The following is a 16,662-nucleotide window of genomic DNA, read 5'->3' as shown; positions in this document are numbered from 1 at the left end:
ATTTCTACTTTTCTACATTGGGACGTCGCCAAGTGGTAAGGCAACGGTTTTTGGTATCGTCATCCGGAGGTTCGAATCCTCCCGTCCCAGCCATTCGTCAATTTTCAATATTTTTACAATCCCTAAACATATTGACATGCATCCTAAATATTAAGTAATTGTTCTATAATCTATATTATGGAAAATAAAAATCTTATATGGTGCATTCGATTGGATTTGAACCAACGACCTTTGCCTTCGGAGGGCAACGCTCTATCCAGCTGAGCTACGAATGCAAATAACTAATAAGAGCGATCCAAAATAAATTTAATAATCGAAAACAAATAGTCTTTATAAATATTCTGAACCGGAATTTTATTTAATAACTTACTTGCTGCATTTTCTAAGTTACTCAAATAATTAACTGTTTCATTGTAAATTTCATGCTTTACCATTAAGTCATGTATTTTTACAAAGTCATCTTTAGTACGCTTATCACATTTAATTATATTTTCAAGCCAAAGCTGCTTATCTTGCGCTAACTTATTATATAAAAAAATCATCGGTAACGTAACTTTTCCTTCTAAGAAATCATCGCCAATATTTTTGCCTACCTGTTTATCATTACCCAAATAATCAAGCAAGTCATCTATAACCTGAAATATCGTACCGAGTAATTTCCCAAAGTCCTGCATATCTTTAGAAATATGGTCTACCTGCTCTGCTATAATAGCTCCAACTGCACAAGCAGTTCCAAATAGTTCGGCGGTTTTAGATTTAACTATTTGCTGATATTCGTCTATAGTTATAATACGTCGTTCATTTAACTTCACTAGCTGTACTACCTCCCCTTCGGAAATAATTGCTGAAGCTTTAGCTAGAACATTCATAGCTTTAATAGAGCCGGAAGCTACCATTAACTTAAAAGACTGACTAAAGAGGAAATCACCCACTAAAATACTTGTTTTACTGCCCCAAATAACGTTAGCCGTAGGTTTGAATCTTCTTAAAGTGCTGTCGTCTACCACATCATCATGAAGCAATGTGGCGGTGTGAATGAATTCAACGGCACTTGCGAGCTTTATATGATTATCGCCTTTATAATCAAACATTTTAGCAGTTATTATAGTTAAAAGCGGACGAATTCTTTTACCTCCTGCTTCTAGTAAATATTTACCGACCTTTTCTATTAACTCTTCATCACTTTTTAAACAGCTAATGATTAAATTGTTTAACTTAGTTACTTCATCTTTTAAATCTTGCTGTATTTTTACTATAATATTCATGGTTGGTATTTTTATAAATTGTTCTGTCATTGCAAGAAAAAATTGAAAATTTTGACGCAGCAATCTCGTGCCAAAATCCTGAGATTGCCACGCTCCTTTCAGTTGCTTGCAATGATGATTAACGCAGTTCATCGAGTATACATTCCTCTAATATTTTTTGATTAACATTAGGAATTAACTCCGTAATTTTTTCTTTTACATTTTCACCGGGTTGCACTTTTTTTACTGCTGCTTGATATAAAGATAAATAATATAAAGGTATAAGTTTATTTATATCATCTATATTACCTATTTTAGCTTTGTTTAAATCGGACAAATCAAACACATACTCAATGCTAGCATCAATTAAATTAGATGAATTCGGGTGATCAGAAATAGTTTTTAAAAATGATTTCAAAGCATTCCCGTATACTTCCTTACTCTCTTCCGAAAAATCTTTAAAATCCCCTACTCCGTATATATATGCACTTAAAACATCTATTATTCTAGAGTAATCATTAATTATTATCGTACCTTTACTGTAAGAATCTTTAAGAGCATTTACTATAGTTTCATTTGTTATATTAAATCCCGATGCGTTTGAATAGAGACTTAAAGCATTTATCTGTGCTCTAGTTAATTTGTTTAATTCAGTTACTAAATTAATATTTAAATTAAAATTATATTCCCTATCTTCAAAAATACTAAAATTATATTGTTTATTATTATTTAAAATATAGCTTAGTTCATTATTAAAATCTTTATATAGCTTATTATCAGAAAGTTTAAATAAATAGGTTTGCTTATCGTAATATTTCTTTATAAATTCTAATGAACCTATTATAAAACCAGGTTTTAGCTTAAATTGCGAATCTACCAAAAGATCAATATTATTATTGCCGAAATCGTTTAACTTACCTTTATATAATAAATTAATATTATTTTCAAAGTTATTACTATTGATTTTTGCATTAGTAACTTCAATTGTTAAATCTTTAGCAATATCTTTAAAATGCACACTACTAGTACTAATCAAGAAATTACCGGAAAATTTGAAATTATTATTCCAAGCGGGTCTATATAATAATAAGCCGGCAGGTATTATTCTATCTTCAAGGTTACTTTGTACTATTTCGGTTTCATAATAAATTGCTAATTTTTGCGGTATGTTATCAAGGAAATCCTGTTTACTTGTATAATACTTACTTTTGTCAAATAACATAGTAAGTATAGTATGATCTTCTTCATATAATTTTTGATTATCGACTAAGTCAAAAATTTCTGTTTTACCGGAAGTAAATTTAATATATTCTATTAAATTTATAACTTCAAATAAATCTTTTTTAAATCGTACTATTTCAAATAATTTAAAATTTAACGGTATTTTTGTTGATAATATACAGTTCTCATTATAAAATCTTACTCCAAAGCCTCTTTGAACCGGCTTAAATTTTCCGAATGCTTCTCCGGAAAAATGTATAAATAATTTCTGCTTAAGTAAATCATAACCGATATTTATCGGTGTGGTAAATTCAGTTACTCTATTAATACTCTCTTCTTGCCAATTAATTACTGAAATACCTAATTTGAAAGGAAAACCATATGGCTGAACTTTAGAAAACTTAATAAGATATTGCTGATTAGGATTATTATCAGCCTCTTCTATATTAAGGTTGGTACCGGCATATTTTTGATTTATAGAGTGTGATAAAGAGAACATAATAGTAAACCACAACCCACTATATGCGAGTATAATAAAGATAGTTATAAATAATATTATTTTAAGAATTTTTTTCATCTTTAAATCGGTATTATAGTGTGATTTTCTGTTGTTGTATGGATAAGTTTTTTCGTCATTGCAAGGAAAAATTGAAAATTTTGACGAAACAATCTCAGGAGTTTGTTATTATTTTATGAGATTGCCACGCAGTCTACGACTGCTCGCAATGACTGGGTGGTATATCCACGCAACAATGCCCGCTTGCAATGACGTTTACTTACACAGCTCTATATATTCCTTATTCAATTTTATAACGTTCCAAATCCATAAACTCATCATAACTATAAAAGTTACTAATAAATATATTATAATAGAATCAAAGGTAGCAGTCGGAATAATAATAAATATCAAAGACTGTATAAATGCTCCAAGCGATTTACCGAATTTAGTACCTATTACCTCTACGGCAGCTTTTCCCTTAGTTCTAAGCTCTAAAGATAAAGGAATATACGCCATTTCTTTTGTTGAATCGAATAATGAATATTTGGACGATTTACTCAGTATGTTCTGAATTGCTCCAACAATAATCGCTGCATATAGAAGATTAAAATCACCGAAACATTCTCCTATTTCTTCAATAAAAATTATAAAGATAAAAAACATCAAGCCGGTAATAGACAACATAATAGGAGTTAATAATGCCGAAATGAGCCAACCGAGTCTTCTAAGAATATTACTGCCTATTATCATGAAAGTAACGCATGATATCCCCATCCAAATATTAAACCTGCCCATAAAGTTAACATAGTCTATAGTGTTTGGATGTAATTCTTTTATTTTTGCTTTCCAAGGTCCTTCAACTATATTTATTAATAATCCATAACAGATTATTAATAAGGCAATACGACCTATATATTTTGAGTGAATTACTAATTTGATACTTTCAATTACCGAAAGTTTTGTTTTCATTTTAGCTGTAACTTTTTTTGCATCTAAAACATTTATGGAATCTGTTAAAATAAATCTATTTATTATTCTAAATAGAAGCATAGCAATTATTCCTGCAGTCACAATAATTGACATGATTGGCTGAAGCATTATAGCATTTCCGACAGATGAATTAAAAGCATCCGGTAATAATTCTGAATCAATGACGTCCTGCCCGCTTGAGAAAAAGACAAGTACGCTGCCTGCTATTATAAGACCGATATTACCGACCATTCCAAGAACGGGATAGAATCTTTTAGCTTTAGAAGTATCAAAAATGTGATTGGCAAACTGCCAAAACATTAAGTTTATGACTACTGCACTCCATAATTCCGCGAAAATATACATCAGTGCATAACTCCATTGACTACCTATTTTAATAAACCATTTAAAATGAGGATATGAAGCAATTAATTTATTTATCATTTCATCATTAGGATGATAAATATCTTGATTTGGATAAATAATATAGGCAAATAATAAGAAAAATAGTAAAAAACTGCCGACTATAATGTAGAAAATATATTCAAAATTTAAGTTATTACTAAGTTTAACATAAAGTACGGTAAAAATTACGCACGAGGGTAATACTAACCATAATTTTAAGAAGCTAATAATTTCAGCCCCCATAGAGGGTACTACTAAACTATCTTTGATAGATCTTAAAGCCCCAAAATTAAAAAGGATACATAACATCATTAAAGCCATAGGTATAAATAGCTTTAATTCTTTCCTTTCTATAGGCCACATTATTTCTTTAACTTTTTCAAAGAAAATTTTAGGCGGTAACATTTTTATTGTAACCTTACATATTAAAGTTAACTTTTAAATCTCTTAAGTGCTAAAGTCAATTAAAATAATTAATTTATACTACTCCAAGGTGTTATTTCTTTATATCGCCAGTAATATTTTGTGATCTTATCTAATTTGTCCTGATTTGTCTTCCATAATTCCTGCTTATCGGTAGTCCATGGCTTAGGTCCTGCATAGTGTAAAATGAAATAAGAAAAATAAGGGCTTTGAGTCTAAAAATATGTAAAACAGTTCCATCTCATCGATAAGATTTAATAAATCTTGGTTAGGAAAAGAAAAATCACATTTTGACTTTTGTAAAGTTTCTAAAAGCATATTTTTATCTTGCGTTTTTTGCATATTTTTTAAGTTTAAAAATACTACCCCGCTATTTTTATAAGAATGAGCTATATTTCTCTTACATTCTTTTGTCACTTTATGACTAATCTATGGGAGTTATTTGAAAACAGTGAACTTGTAAAAAATACATATGGATTAATGATTATCAGTTAATTAATGTTCAAAATATTTCTGATGAAAAATTAAAAGAAAAAGCTTGGTCTGGAATCTTGCAGTTTTTTTTTAAACATATCCACAAACGAGATTTATTAAAGAGATGGCAAGAAGTAACTGATCTTTTACCAGAATTTATTAAAGTTAATATCGGTATAGATTATATAGAGCTAATTTTGTCCTCTACACCTTGAATCAGATTAGGGAAAATGATAAAATAGAAATAGAAAAAATGCTTAAATCGCATTTAAACCCTGCATTAGGAGGAAACCTTATGAATAGCTTAGCTCATAGCTGGAAACAAGCAGGTATTGAAGAAGGTAGAAAAAAAGAGAAAATTACTATGGCTAAAGAAATGAAAAAAGAAGGGCTTTCTTTATAAACTATTATGAAAATAACAAAATTAGATAAGAAAGATATTGAGAAATTAAAATAACATGATTACATTATATGCCGCAAATCAACAGAAGACTCACATTTTTGCATATTAAGCCTATAGGAACTTAGAGCTAAAGGCATATATACTCGATCAACTTCAAAAATTGGCTATGTTGTTTCATAAGCTCTGCGGTGCTCACGTATTAATGTATACGCTCCGCTCCTCGCCTTATAGACTCCTTGCTCTTGTTGAAGTTGATCTTCGTCTATCAATTCTTCATTTACTCGAAGTATATAAATTCATGTTAAATAACTCTCGTTTATGTATTATTTTGTTGTTTGGGCTTATTAGCGGTTTTAATCTAATGATTACCGGTAATACTTTAAATTATTGGCTTGCTAAAGAAGATATAGCACTGCAAACAATCGGTATATTATCATTCATAACGCTTCCCTACTCTATTAATTTCTTGTTAGCACCGATTTTTGATGCAGTGCAAATTAAATATTTAAACAAAATATTCGGTCATAGATTATCTTGGATTTGCTTAACTAGTAGTGCATTGATATTTCTTATATATATTTTCAGCTTTCTAGATCCTAGTACTAATCTATTATTATTTGCTTTCACAGCTTTAATTATTTCTTTTTTTAGTGCTGCACAAGATACTATATTAAGTGCTTTAAGAACGGAAATAGTACCTAAAGAATCGCTTGGGTTTACTTCAGGAATATATATATTCGGTTATCGGGTCGGTATGCTTTTAGCCGGTTCTGGAGCTATTTATTTATCTATTTATTTAACATTTAATGAAATATATAAAATCTTTGCCGGTTTAGTATTTATTTATTTAATTTTATTGATTGTAGGAATTAAGTATTGTTATTTAAACGAGAACATACATATACAGATAATCAAGAATGATATAAAAAATAATCAAAATAAAAAAAACATAATAAATTTTATATATAATGCGTTAAAACCTATAGGTTCTGTTTATTTTATTATTCTTATATTAATTTTCCTAGTATTATATAGGTTACCGGATAACTTAATTAATGTTATGATTAATCCGTTTTTGCTTCATCTTGAGTATGATGCTTTTGAAATAGCAAGCGTTGGAAAGTTTTGTGGAGTTGTAGGAGCTATAATCGGTGGACTTGTCGGCGGGGTTATTATGAAACATAAAAATATATTAAATAGTATATTTTTATTTGGTATTATTCATGCTTTAGGACATATTTTATTTATTTTTCTTGAAATAAACGGTAAAAATTCTTTATTATTATTTATTACGATAGGAATAGCAAGTATTACCGGCGGTATGACAATGACTGCTTATATCGCTTTTATTTCTGCACTCTGTCAAGGTAAATTTCGAGCTACTCAATATTCTTTTCTTTCATCGATGATGGGGATTTCGCGCTCAATTTTTCCTATAATTTCAGGCTATATTGTAGTAAATTTCGGTTGGCAAAATTTCTTTTTATTTACTACTATTATAACTATTCCGTCTTTATTAATATTATTAAAAATAAAAACTAAATTACAATAATGAATGATATATATTAAGTATAATATTTTTAATACCGTATTTTGCTATTTCTTCCATTATACCAAGTATTTTTATATTAAATCACAGTGCAAAATATCGTAGCTTCAAAAAAGCTCTACCTAGTGTAATTGTTGCTTCGATATGTTATAATATACTTATACATATAATCGTTTTCAATCATGATTTCTTCTTTATTTTTATGATTTGGTATATAGCAATACCTTTTTTCATAATTGGATTTATTTTTCTAATCTGTATGGAATATAATACTTGGAATCAATCATATTTTAATTTAACAATAGAACCTTAGCCTATTTCTATGTAGAAACAAAGTTTAGTTTCTATATTGTGATATCAATATTATCTATATTAAACCCATATATAATGAGTATATTAAATATTGGTTTTTACAAATATCAAGGAAATGACATTAAAATTATTTACATGTTTATTTGTATATAGTTTTTATCATTGGCAATAATTGGTTATAATATTAGAAAATTAAATAAAAATGCTATAATATTAAAAATAATTAATAAAATGGGAGCAGTAACAATTTGGAGCATAGCTCTAGTATATAAAATGGCTATTTAAATGAATAATGATATATTAAGTGCTTTTTTACATGGCATCGTTTTAGCTCTCGGTTTAATAGTGCCGCTCGGAGTACAGAATATTTTTATATTCAATCAAGGAGCAACACAGCCAAAGTTTAGCAAGGCTTTACCTAGCATAATTGCAGCCTCAATATGTGATACTATGCTTATATGTATGGCAGTTCTTGGGATATCTTTGTTAATTCTTGAAATTTCTTGGTTAAAATTATCTATATTTATTGTTGGATTTATTTTCTTAATTTATATGGGATATAATACTTGGAATCAGCCGCCTATTGATCTTACAATGCATTCCGGGGCTTTTTCAGCTCAAAAACAAATTTTATTTGCTATATCGGTGTCAATATTAAATCCGCATGCAATTATGGATACGATTATAGTAATAGGTATTAGTGCTTTAAAGTATAGCGGTATTGCAAAAATTATATTTACCTTAACTTGCATACTTATATCTTGGATATGGTTTTTTTCTTTAGCAGTTGCAGGTTATAATATTAGAAAGCTAAATAAAAGTAGTACGATTTTAACTATAATTAATAAAATAGCTGCTATTATTATTTGGGCAGTTGCTTTTTATATTGGAGTACAAATATTGTATGAAATCGGTTTTATTAACTAGACATATTGAAGAAAATAATGAAACTATAAAGGAAATAAGTAAATATCATTTAGATTTACGTGATATTCATTGTCCTTTAATTAAATATAACACTCTAGATTTTAATATCGATATTTTAGATAATTACTCAAATATAATAATAACTAGTAAATATGCAGCAAGTATCTTAACCGGTCATAACTTAAAACAAGATATTTGGGTAGTAGGTAGTAAGTCAAAACGATTATTAGGCAAGAAAGTAATGTATACTGCTAAAAACGTGGAAGATTTGATTAAGCATTTTCCTCCTGATTTATATGAGCAGACTATATATTTATCTTCAAATGAAATTACTAAAGATTTACCTAGCAAAATAGTTAGACATATCATTTATAATGTAGAATATTTGAATGAGCTGCCCGTATCTATTATAAAAGCATTTAAAAATAATATTGATTTTATATTACTTTATTCTCAAAATAGTGCTAGGACTTTAGTAAAATTATTACTGCAAAATAATTTACTAGAGTACTTACAAGATAGTTTAGTTGTAGCCATAAGTTTGAAAGTTGCAAATATAGTTAGACCTTTTATAAAAAATGTGGTTTATTGTGATGATCAAAACCTTAACGATATAATCAAGTTATTATCTGAAAATGTACAAATTCGATAGTTTATTTAAAAGCAAAAACATCTTTTTTATAGCAATAGTAATATTTGTCTTATCTTCTTTTACTCTTTATCATAATAGATCCGATATTTTAAAACTTTTTAAAAGTGAAAATAAGGATTTAAGCCAAATTCCTGATCAAACAGTAGAAAATAAAGAAAATACTACCCTGGAAGAAAAGGAAGCAGCTCCTCTATTATCTACCAAGTCGCTTTTAAATTACGTAAGTTCTTTAAAGTTTCCTGAAGCACCGACTAATTTAGTAGAACCAAAATTAGAAACTGTAGTCAATTCAGCTTCATTCGGATACAAGGAACAAGGAGCGAAGAAGCCTATAACTAATAGGAGAGCGACGAGTAATGAGGTAGGCGTATGGGTATCACTTGACTATATTAATTACTTATTAAATGTAAATCTATTAGTATATAATTTCATGCAAGATAAGGATTATAGTAAAGAACTAAGAATAGTAAAATCCCGCCTGCTGCCTCAAGATATAAGGAATATTTTAAATAACTTAGAAGCATATAATAATTATCTTTTTTCTAAATCAAGTAGTACGGAAGTAATTTTTCCTACCAATCATAAGTGGCTGGCGAAGTTTATCAAAATTGAAAAAAAACCTTCTGCTATGATGATAAAAGAACAAGATAAACCTCTAATTTTAGAGAACTTAAACTATCTAATCGATTGTCTTTATTCAGAAAAATTTATGCAGGAGTTTGTAAATAAAGATGTTTAGGTTATTATTAATATGTGCTACTTTTTTACTGCTTTATTTCGGGTTTACTTTTATAGAGAGCTTTGATTCAAAAGTTTTTATTAGTTTATATGATTATAATATAGAGACTACCTTGTTCTTTAGTCTTATTTTAGGCCTTTTATTACTAATTTCTTGTTTTATTGTCATTAGATTTCTAATATTAATTATCGATTTACCATCTAAAATACATAATATTTTTAGTAAACGAAAAATTAATCATGATAGATATGCTTTAATTTTAGCTTTTGCCGAATATATTATGAATAATAAAGCTACATCTGCTTCTATTGCTCGCAAAAATTTATCTTCTGAAGATCTAAAAGATTCACAAGAATTCCATAATTTAATCTTAGCCGTAACTGAAGAGGATGTAGATAGAAAAATTTCCTATTTTCAAAAACTTATTACATCTAAAGAATTTGTTTTTTACGGTAGCAAAAATCTAGCAAAACTTTATTATGATAAATCTTTTTATGAGAAAGCAGAAAATTACGCAACAAAGGCTTATAATTTCAATGAACTTGATATTGACAATTTAATTACTTTAATGCGTTGTTATGCTAGACTTTCTCTATGGACAAAATTTATTTTTATAACGAATAAGCTCGCAAAATTTCATAAACATGAGTCTATGCCGGAAATTGCTGAGTATTATTTATTAGCAGCGAAGCAAGAAGTAGAAAGTAATAATACGGCTAATGCTATAGATTATTTGGCAACGGCTGTAGATTTAAATTTTTATAACGACGAATTACTAGAATTTTACTTTAATTTAAATAATAAGCTTAATGTTAATAAAAAGATCAAAATATTAAAAGATGCTTTTCGTATTATCCCTTCTTTAAAATTAGTGCAGCTATTTAAAAAATTTACTTCTCTATCAGATAGGCAAATTTATGAAGAATTAACTCAAGAGTTAGATGCTAAAAAAGATGCAATATTAATTTTAGCAATAGAAGCTTATTTAGAATTGTAGACGTTGTGATATGGATTCTTTTATGTTATTACCACGAGGTATTGTTGCGTGGATACCGAGTCGTCATTGCAAGCAGCCGTAGGCTGCGTGGTGATAAAAAATTCTGTAAATCAGAATTTTTACTGGATTGCTTCGTCAATTGCTACGCAATTTCCTCGCAATGACGGATAAGCCGAACCACACAACAAAAACTAATATAAAAATAATTTCTTTGGGTGCTTACTAATTTCTTCATTTACATTATTATTATGGTGATGATAATTAGATTGAATTGTTATTAAATAAGCATTTATTGCTTTAGAAAATTCTTCAGTTTTATAACGAAAGAAATGGTCAGCTCCATTGATAATTTTATAATCAACTTTAATATGGGATTGTTGCTTAGATAATCTATTTGCTAGGTCTTTTACATCATCTGCCGATACTATACTATCATTATCTCCCTGTAATATAAACCCTGGAATAGGACAAGGTGAGAGGAATGAGAAGTCATATTTATGAATTGTATTAACCGGCGGTGAAATAGCAATAAAATGATTTATTTCCGGACGTCGCATTACAAGTTGCATAGCTATCCATGCTCCGAAAGAAAATCCTAATATCAGATTAGACTGAGCATTTGGGTTATTCTGCTGTAACCAGTCGAGAGCTGCCCCCGCATCAACCACTTCACCGACTCCGTTATCAAATTTACCTTGTGATCCCCCTACTCCTCTAAAATTAATACGTAAGACGGTATAACCGTTATCTGCTAAAATCTTATAGGCATTATAAACTACTTTATTATTCATATTACCCTCATATAAAGGATGAGGATGAAGAACTAATGCAATAGGGGCGTTGGGCGCGGTAGCTTTTGCATATCTTCCTTCAATTCGTCCTTCCGGACCGTTAAAATAAATTTGTGGCATAATTATTCATAATATTTAATTTGTTCGATATGATATTTTACCACTTTTTCTTATTAGTGCAACTATTCTGAATTAAAATATGAGTGTATTGACGCATGCCGCCATATATACTAAAATGTAGTCAAATCAGTTGGATGTAATTACAAAGAGCGAGAAGCGCAGCCTATAGATAATCGGAGAGCGACGAGAGACGATGTAAGTGAATTCAAATCTTGACTTCTACATATAAAGATTATCTAAGAAAATACTGCTCGCTCCACTGCATCTACGCTATGTTGCACTAAATCCTTAGCAATTTCTTTAGTAATCATCTTTTTTAGACCGTTTTTAAGTTCTTGTCTAACACATCCAAGCATTTGCGGTTCTGCTACAATAATCAATTCCTTATATTTAGCTTGATCAGCAGTAGTTACTTTCTCTAAATGTTTAATAACGCTCCTTGCTGCTTCTTTAAGTGCTATATCTTTTAGCGAAGTATGCGGCTCAAACAACGAAGCCGGTGTAGATTTATTTTGGTAAAGGCTTTGTCTTTTTTCTCTATGGTGGTGATGCTCCTCTAAATCCAAAGATAATTTTAAAGGTGTATTAGTAGTAATTTTAACTCCTTGAGCGTCGTAAAGCATCATTTGCTTACTATCGATAACCGCAATTAATTTTAACGCTGTTGTCCTGACCATAAATACCTCCATAAGAACTAAGTTGTAATTTTATGATAATACTAATTATTTTTAAAACCTAATATTAATTTAATAATTTTTGCTTTTCACTGTTAATAATTTGCTCAACCTTGTCATTAAGTATACGTACGTCTGTTTGCTCTATTTCTTCTTTTTCTATTACACCTATAATCTTTATCTTTATAGTTCCAGGTTGCTTAAACCAAAAACCTCTAGGCCAAAATAAACCGGCATTATGAGCTATCATCACAATTGGAACTTTAGTAATTGAAGCAAGCTTTACGGCACTTGGTTTAAATTTTACCGTTCTATCAGGCGGAACTTTAGTTGATTCCGGAAATATTATTAACCATAATCCTTCTTTTATTTTTTCCTGACCTTCTCTTAAAATCTGAGCAACCGAGCTGTTAGTACCACGGTCAACTGCAATAGGTTTAACCATCCGAAGTCCCCAACCAAGCAGGGGTATATTAAATAATTCACGCTTTAATACCCAAGAATGTTTAGGAATAATCAGTTGCATAAACATTTGATCCCAAAAGGATTGGTGATTAGACACGACGATTGCAATAGTCTTCGGTAATTTCTCAAGCCCCTCTACTTCATATTTTAAACCGCAACAAATTTTTGCAAGCCACACAAAAGCATAAGAAAAGATAATGGCAATTCTATATCTTATTTGATAGTTGACATTGAAAAATGTTACTGGTATGTAACATATAAGAAAAAAAATAAATGTAAATAACGATAATAATCCGTAAAATGATAAAATTCTTAAACGCCACAGCATAATTATTAAGATAATTATATTAATAAAAATGGTATTTATAACATAATTTTACAATGAGTAAAATAAAAAGGTATTAAATGAAAAAAACTGTTCTTTCCGGTGTGCAAGCAACCGGTTCTTTACATCTCGGTAACTATCTTGGTGCAATTAAAAACTGGGTTAAAATGCAGGAAGAATATAATTGTTTTTTCTTCTTAGCAGATTTGCATGCTATCACGGTTGATATTAAGCCATCAGAACTTAACAATTCAATTATGGAGGTGCTTGCTGTTTATTTAGCAGCAGGGCTTAACCCCGACAAAGTAACGATTTTTGCCCAAAGTATGGTGAAAGAGCATACTGAACTTGCTTGGCTACTAAATTGCGTTACACCGCTTGGATGGTTAAAGCGCATGACGCAATTTAAAGATAAAGCAGGTAGCGATCAAGAAAAGGCTTGTCTTGGGTTATTTTCCTATCCGGTACTTATGGCAGCGGATATCTTAATATATAAAGCCGATATAGTGCCTGTAGGTGAGGATCAGAAGCAGCATTTAGAGCTAACAAGAGATATTGCAGGGGTAATAAATAGAAAATTTAAAAAAGAAATTCTAAAAGTTCCTGAGATTTTAATTAGTGAAACAGGCACAAGAATCATGAGCTTACGGGATGGATTAAAGAAAATGAGTAAATCTGATATTTCGGATTTTTCCCGTATTAATTTAAAAGACGATAACGATCTTATTCATCAAAAAATAAAAAAAGCCAAAACCGATCATTTAAGTTTTGTTAGCTATGATCAAGAAACAAGACCGGAAATTAGTAATTTATTAGATATTTATAGCAGTTTATCCGAAGAAAGCTTGGAAAAAATAATCGGTAATTATCAAAACCAAGGTTTCGCAAAATTTAAAGAAGATTTGGCAGAAATTATTATTACAAATCTACAACCGATACGTGATAAATATTTAGAATTAATGAATGATAAAGAATATTTATTAAAAATACTGCACAAAGGAGCAGAAAAAGCAAGAATTAGAGCTTCTGAAACGGTTAATGAAGTGAAAGAACAATTCGGATTTGTAATTTAGATTCATATATTGCAAGATTTCCCTTGAAATATATAAGATTATTTGGTATGAATCTTCTTGGATAGGTGGCCGAGTGGTTTAAGGCACTAGTCTTGAAAACTGGCGTACGGGCAACCGTACCGTGGGTTCGAATCCCACCCTATCCGCCAGCTCAGTTTATAGTATTATACCCTTTTATTTGCTTTATAGTGCTTAGTATATTTATCTAGTAAAATCCTAATCATTTGTAGAAGTCAAGATTTGATCTTACAGATACTATAAATTTTGCACCTGATTGTCAGTTAAATTTTGACTGTCAGAGACGTATTCAAGATACAAGATTTCATTATTCTTTTCAACAGCTAATTTTCTACTATCCTTAAAAGTTTACATAGGAGTTTTTCCATAACAATATTTTCCTGAATGTGGTCGCTCATTATTGAAATGCTCTAACCAAATATCAAGATCTAATTGTAAATCATCAAGATCTGTATAAATCTTTTTCCGCATAGCTGTATCAAAGAATTCTTGTTTCATGGTTTTATTAAAACGCTCACACATACCATTTGTTTGGGGAGAATATGTCTTAGTTGTAGTATGCTCTATACCTTCGATACTTAGAAACAACTCAAAAGCATGATGCTCTATATTCCCCTTATATTCTGACCCACGATCTGTAAGAATACGAAGTATTGGTATCCCTTGGGTCTCGTACCATGGTAACACGCGGTCATTAAGCATATCAGCAGCAGTTAAAGCTGTTTTATCAGTATATAGTTTAGCATCAGCTACCCTAGTATAGCTATCAATAAATACCTGAGAATAAACCTTACCTATACCTTTGAAATTACCTACATAATACGTATCCTGACATCCTAGATAACCTGGATGCTGCGTCTCAGTTTCTCCATGAGCTTCTCTTTCATTACGACGCTCCTCTAGCACTTGTAATTGAGATTCAGTAAGAACAATACCATCCTGAGCCATCTTTGCTTCTAATGCTTTAAGCCTTTTACTGATATTGTTTAAATCATTACGTAACCAAATTGATCGCACTCCTCCAGGCGATACAAGTATACCGCTCTTCTTAAGCTCATTTGATACTCTTAGCTGACCATATGCTGGATATTCTATTGCCATATCCATTACTGCTTTCTCTATCGCTGGATCAACTCTATTCGCTATTATTGGCTTTCTTCGACTAATTTCATACAATGCCTCTTCGCCACCAGTTTCATACAGTGCTTTAAATCTGTAATAACTATCTCTACTATAGCCCATCGCTTTACATGCTGATGATATGCTACCAAGACTCTTAGCTAGTTCTAGTAACCCTATTTTTGGCTTTATTATTTTTTGATTTAAGTTCATTTTTCATCTCCATTTAATAATTAATTTATTTTACTAAATGTAAGATATAATCTCAACTATTACACCTGAACGGAACATACAGTTTTTGCACCGTTTTCTATCACATTAATAGCATGTTCCGTTGCTAAGGTAGCACATACATATAGTTTTTTGTCATGATTTTTCCCCTTAAAATTAAATCGTGACGCAATTATAACTTAAATGTTGTTGTGTCAATGGATATTATTAATAAATAATTAATAATACTTTAAGATAACAAGAAGATTTAGCTGTTAAAAAACTTTTTGATTTTTAGCTTATCTTCTTTAGACAAAGTAGGCTTGAACCCGTATATATCTTTTTTATTAGCACTTTCAGGTCTAAATTGAAACTCGCCTTTAATTGTGTTGCTTGTAACTATCTGATCAGGAGAACCCCATTTAGGAAAATCATATTTTATAACTATGTCCCTGTTTCTAAGTCCAGATTTATAAGCGTTACTATTTTCGTCAATATCTTTTATTGTATAATTATTTATTAAAGCATCTCTATTAAAACCATGATCATATGCCCACATTGTTATTTTCTCGATCGGCAGCACTTTAGCAACATTAGCTAAATCTATACGTTTATCTCTTTATCTATGCCCTTTAGAACATAATTTTTAACTATTGTTTTAAAATAATCGCTTGAAAATTCTTGTGCTTTTGAGGTTTTAAATAAATCAAGCATAACATTATCCAGCGATTTACTCTTATTATTCTCTTTAATGAAATTGTCCAAATAAAGTGCCAAAACAAATCCACTATAATATGGCAATCTTTGTACTGCATAATCTTGCCAATAATCTGTTTCGATTAAATTATTAGGTTCATTTATAACAGGTGATAAATAATAATTCTCAAAGAATTTATTAAATTCTTCTACAAATTCCTCAAGCATTATTATAACACTAGAACGTAAGGCTAAAACCCTGCTATAATAATCGGTAAATCCCTCACTCCACCAATAATTTAATCGTTCTAAGTTATTACGTATTTTCTTCCCTGTCCAATTATGTAGATGTTCATG

At 29.9% G+C, this 16,662-nt stretch carries 17 protein-coding genes, 3 tRNA genes and 3 pseudogenes; 11 read left to right on the top strand and 12 right to left on the bottom strand.

Annotated elements, in window-relative coordinates; all coding sequences use genetic code 11:
* The first annotated feature begins 18 nt into the window (after positions 1–18).
* Positions 19–93 (top strand) — tRNA-Gln (locus RPR_RS04730).
* A gap of 105 nt (positions 94–198) precedes the next feature.
* On the opposite strand, the gene RPR_RS04725 is transcribed toward RPR_RS04730, so the two are convergent.
* The 5 genes and pseudogenes from RPR_RS04725 to RPR_RS09745 form a co-directional block, all read right to left on the bottom strand.
* A tRNA-Arg gene (locus RPR_RS04725) sits at positions 199–275 on the bottom strand.
* 6 nt (positions 276–281) lie between these two features.
* A complete protein-coding gene (locus RPR_RS04720; protein WP_085065815.1) occupies positions 282–1,265 on the bottom strand; it encodes a polyprenyl synthetase family protein in 984 nt (327 codons plus the stop codon).
* A gap of 118 nt (positions 1,266–1,383) precedes the next feature.
* Complete coding sequence (locus RPR_RS04715; protein WP_012736808.1) at positions 1,384–3,042, bottom strand: hypothetical protein; 1,659 nt, start codon at positions 3,040–3,042, stop codon at positions 1,384–1,386.
* A 195-nt stretch (positions 3,043–3,237) separates the two neighbouring features.
* Positions 3,238–4,743, bottom strand: coding sequence for a nucleotide exchange transporter Tlc3 (gene tlc3, locus RPR_RS04705; protein ID WP_012736807.1), 1,506 nt, complete (start codon positions 4,741–4,743; stop codon positions 3,238–3,240).
* A gap of 68 nt (positions 4,744–4,811) precedes the next feature.
* A pseudogene (locus RPR_RS09745) lies at positions 4,812–5,184 on the bottom strand (glycosyltransferase family 8 protein); the annotation flags it as partial.
* 47 nt (positions 5,185–5,231) lie between these two features.
* Between RPR_RS09745 and RPR_RS09130 the strand changes: the two are divergent.
* From RPR_RS09130 to RPR_RS04665, 8 genes are all read left to right on the top strand, one after another.
* Positions 5,232–5,450: an Rpn family recombination-promoting nuclease/putative transposase gene (locus RPR_RS09130; RefSeq protein WP_228368917.1), complete on the top strand. Its 219-nt coding sequence runs from the start codon at positions 5,232–5,234 to the stop codon at positions 5,448–5,450.
* Positions 5,447–5,638, top strand: a complete 192-nt coding sequence (locus RPR_RS09125) for a transposase (protein ID WP_085065700.1) — start codon at positions 5,447–5,449, stop codon at positions 5,636–5,638. The genes RPR_RS09130 and RPR_RS09125 overlap by 4 nt, the downstream gene beginning before the upstream one ends.
* A gap of 298 nt (positions 5,639–5,936) precedes the next feature.
* Positions 5,937–7,190 (top strand): AmpG family muropeptide MFS transporter, encoded by a 1,254-nt coding sequence (locus tag RPR_RS04690; protein ID WP_085065814.1) that lies wholly within the window; start codon positions 5,937–5,939, stop codon positions 7,188–7,190.
* Positions 7,191–7,661: 471 nt separating this feature from the next.
* Complete coding sequence (locus RPR_RS04685; RefSeq protein WP_012150903.1) at positions 7,662–7,784, top strand: hypothetical protein; 123 nt, start codon at positions 7,662–7,664, stop codon at positions 7,782–7,784.
* The gene (locus RPR_RS04680; protein WP_012736805.1) at positions 7,785–8,426 is read left to right on the top strand and encodes a LysE/ArgO family amino acid transporter; all 642 of its coding nucleotides are present in this window, start codon (positions 7,785–7,787) and stop codon (positions 8,424–8,426) included.
* On the top strand, positions 8,404–9,078 hold the full coding sequence (locus tag RPR_RS04675) for a uroporphyrinogen-III synthase (protein ID WP_012736804.1): 675 nt from the start codon (positions 8,404–8,406) through the stop codon (positions 9,076–9,078). The genes RPR_RS04680 and RPR_RS04675 overlap by 23 nt, the downstream gene beginning before the upstream one ends.
* Positions 9,062–9,817, top strand: coding sequence for a palindromic element RPE2 domain-containing protein (locus tag RPR_RS04670; protein WP_012736803.1), 756 nt, complete (start codon positions 9,062–9,064; stop codon positions 9,815–9,817). The genes RPR_RS04675 and RPR_RS04670 overlap by 17 nt, the downstream gene beginning before the upstream one ends.
* Positions 9,810–10,814, top strand: coding sequence for a tetratricopeptide repeat protein (locus tag RPR_RS04665; protein ID WP_012736802.1), 1,005 nt, complete (start codon positions 9,810–9,812; stop codon positions 10,812–10,814). Before RPR_RS04670 ends, RPR_RS04665 begins: the two co-directional genes overlap by 8 nt.
* A 191-nt stretch (positions 10,815–11,005) precedes the next feature.
* Here the strand turns inward: RPR_RS04665 and RPR_RS04655 are convergent, their stop codons facing one another.
* The 3 genes from RPR_RS04655 to RPR_RS04640 all read right to left on the bottom strand — a co-directional run bounded on the left by RPR_RS04655 (position 11,006) and on the right by RPR_RS04640 (position 13,192).
* The gene (locus tag RPR_RS04655) at positions 11,006–11,725 is read right to left on the bottom strand and encodes an alpha/beta hydrolase (protein WP_012736801.1); all 720 of its coding nucleotides are present in this window, start codon (positions 11,723–11,725) and stop codon (positions 11,006–11,008) included.
* Between the two features lie 236 nt (positions 11,726–11,961).
* Positions 11,962–12,402, bottom strand: coding sequence for a host attachment protein (locus RPR_RS04645; protein WP_012736800.1), 441 nt, complete (start codon positions 12,400–12,402; stop codon positions 11,962–11,964).
* Between the two features lie 64 nt (positions 12,403–12,466).
* On the bottom strand, positions 12,467–13,192 hold the full coding sequence (locus RPR_RS04640) for a lysophospholipid acyltransferase family protein (RefSeq protein ID WP_012262415.1): 726 nt from the start codon (positions 13,190–13,192) through the stop codon (positions 12,467–12,469).
* A gap of 77 nt (positions 13,193–13,269) precedes the next feature.
* On the opposite strand from RPR_RS04640, the gene trpS reads away from it, so the two are divergent.
* Entirely contained in the window at positions 13,270–14,262 is a 993-nt protein-coding gene (gene trpS / locus RPR_RS04635; RefSeq protein WP_012736799.1) for a tryptophan--tRNA ligase, read from the top strand.
* 59 nt (positions 14,263–14,321) lie between these two features.
* Positions 14,322–14,411 (top strand) — tRNA-Ser (locus tag RPR_RS04630).
* Positions 14,412–14,631: 220 nt separating this feature from the next.
* Here RPR_RS04630 and RPR_RS04625 read toward each other — a convergent pair.
* The 4 genes and pseudogenes from RPR_RS04625 to RPR_RS09510 all read right to left on the bottom strand — a co-directional run.
* A pseudogene (locus RPR_RS04625) lies at positions 14,632–15,612 on the bottom strand (IS481-like element ISRpe1 family transposase); the annotation flags it as partial.
* Positions 15,613–15,877: 265 nt separating this feature from the next.
* Entirely contained in the window at positions 15,878–16,168 is a 291-nt protein-coding gene (locus RPR_RS09120) for a hypothetical protein (RefSeq protein WP_228368805.1), read from the bottom strand.
* A gap of 44 nt (positions 16,169–16,212) precedes the next feature.
* Positions 16,213–16,533, bottom strand: coding sequence for a hypothetical protein (locus RPR_RS09115; protein ID WP_266105304.1), 321 nt, complete (start codon positions 16,531–16,533; stop codon positions 16,213–16,215).
* Between the two features lie 12 nt (positions 16,534–16,545).
* A pseudogene (locus tag RPR_RS09510) lies at positions 16,546–16,629 on the bottom strand (hypothetical protein); the annotation flags it as partial.
* Between the last annotated feature and the right edge of the window lie 33 nt (positions 16,630–16,662).

This window comes from Rickettsia peacockii str. Rustic (genome assembly GCF_000021525.1).
GTDB classification, from domain to species: Bacteria; Pseudomonadota; Alphaproteobacteria; order Rickettsiales; family Rickettsiaceae; genus Rickettsia; species Rickettsia rickettsii.
This window is presented reverse-complemented; position numbering and strand designations above follow the sequence as displayed.

Coding starts and splice junctions, on each gene's coding strand:
- tlc3 (WP_012736807.1), bottom strand. CDS start 4,743: ATGTTACCGCCTAAAATTTTCTTTGAAAAAGTTAAAGAAATAATGTGG.
- RPR_RS04645 (WP_012736800.1), bottom strand. CDS start 12,402: ATGGTCAGGACAACAGCGTTAAAATTAATTGCGGTTATCGATAGTAAG.
- RPR_RS04680 (WP_012736805.1), top strand. CDS start 7,785: ATGAATAATGATATATTAAGTGCTTTTTTACATGGCATCGTTTTAGCT.
- RPR_RS09120 (WP_228368805.1), bottom strand. CDS start 16,168: ATGTGGGCATATGATCATGGTTTTAATAGAGATGCTTTAATAAATAAT.
- RPR_RS04670 (WP_012736803.1), top strand. CDS start 9,062: ATGTACAAATTCGATAGTTTATTTAAAAGCAAAAACATCTTTTTTATA.
- RPR_RS04720 (WP_085065815.1), bottom strand. CDS start 1,265: ATGAATATTATAGTAAAAATACAGCAAGATTTAAAAGATGAAGTAACT.
- RPR_RS04715 (WP_012736808.1), bottom strand. CDS start 3,042: ATGAAAAAAATTCTTAAAATAATATTATTTATAACTATCTTTATTATA.
- RPR_RS04675 (WP_012736804.1), top strand. CDS start 8,404: ATGAAATCGGTTTTATTAACTAGACATATTGAAGAAAATAATGAAACT.
- RPR_RS04690 (WP_085065814.1), top strand. CDS start 5,937: ATGTTAAATAACTCTCGTTTATGTATTATTTTGTTGTTTGGGCTTATT.
- RPR_RS09115 (WP_266105304.1), bottom strand. CDS start 16,533: ATGCTTGAGGAATTTGTAGAAGAATTTAATAAATTCTTTGAGAATTAT.
- RPR_RS04640 (WP_012262415.1), bottom strand. CDS start 13,192: ATGCTGTGGCGTTTAAGAATTTTATCATTTTACGGATTATTATCGTTA.
- RPR_RS04665 (WP_012736802.1), top strand. CDS start 9,810: ATGTTTAGGTTATTATTAATATGTGCTACTTTTTTACTGCTTTATTTC.
- trpS (WP_012736799.1), top strand. CDS start 13,270: ATGAAAAAAACTGTTCTTTCCGGTGTGCAAGCAACCGGTTCTTTACAT.
- RPR_RS04655 (WP_012736801.1), bottom strand. CDS start 11,725: ATGCCACAAATTTATTTTAACGGTCCGGAAGGACGAATTGAAGGAAGA.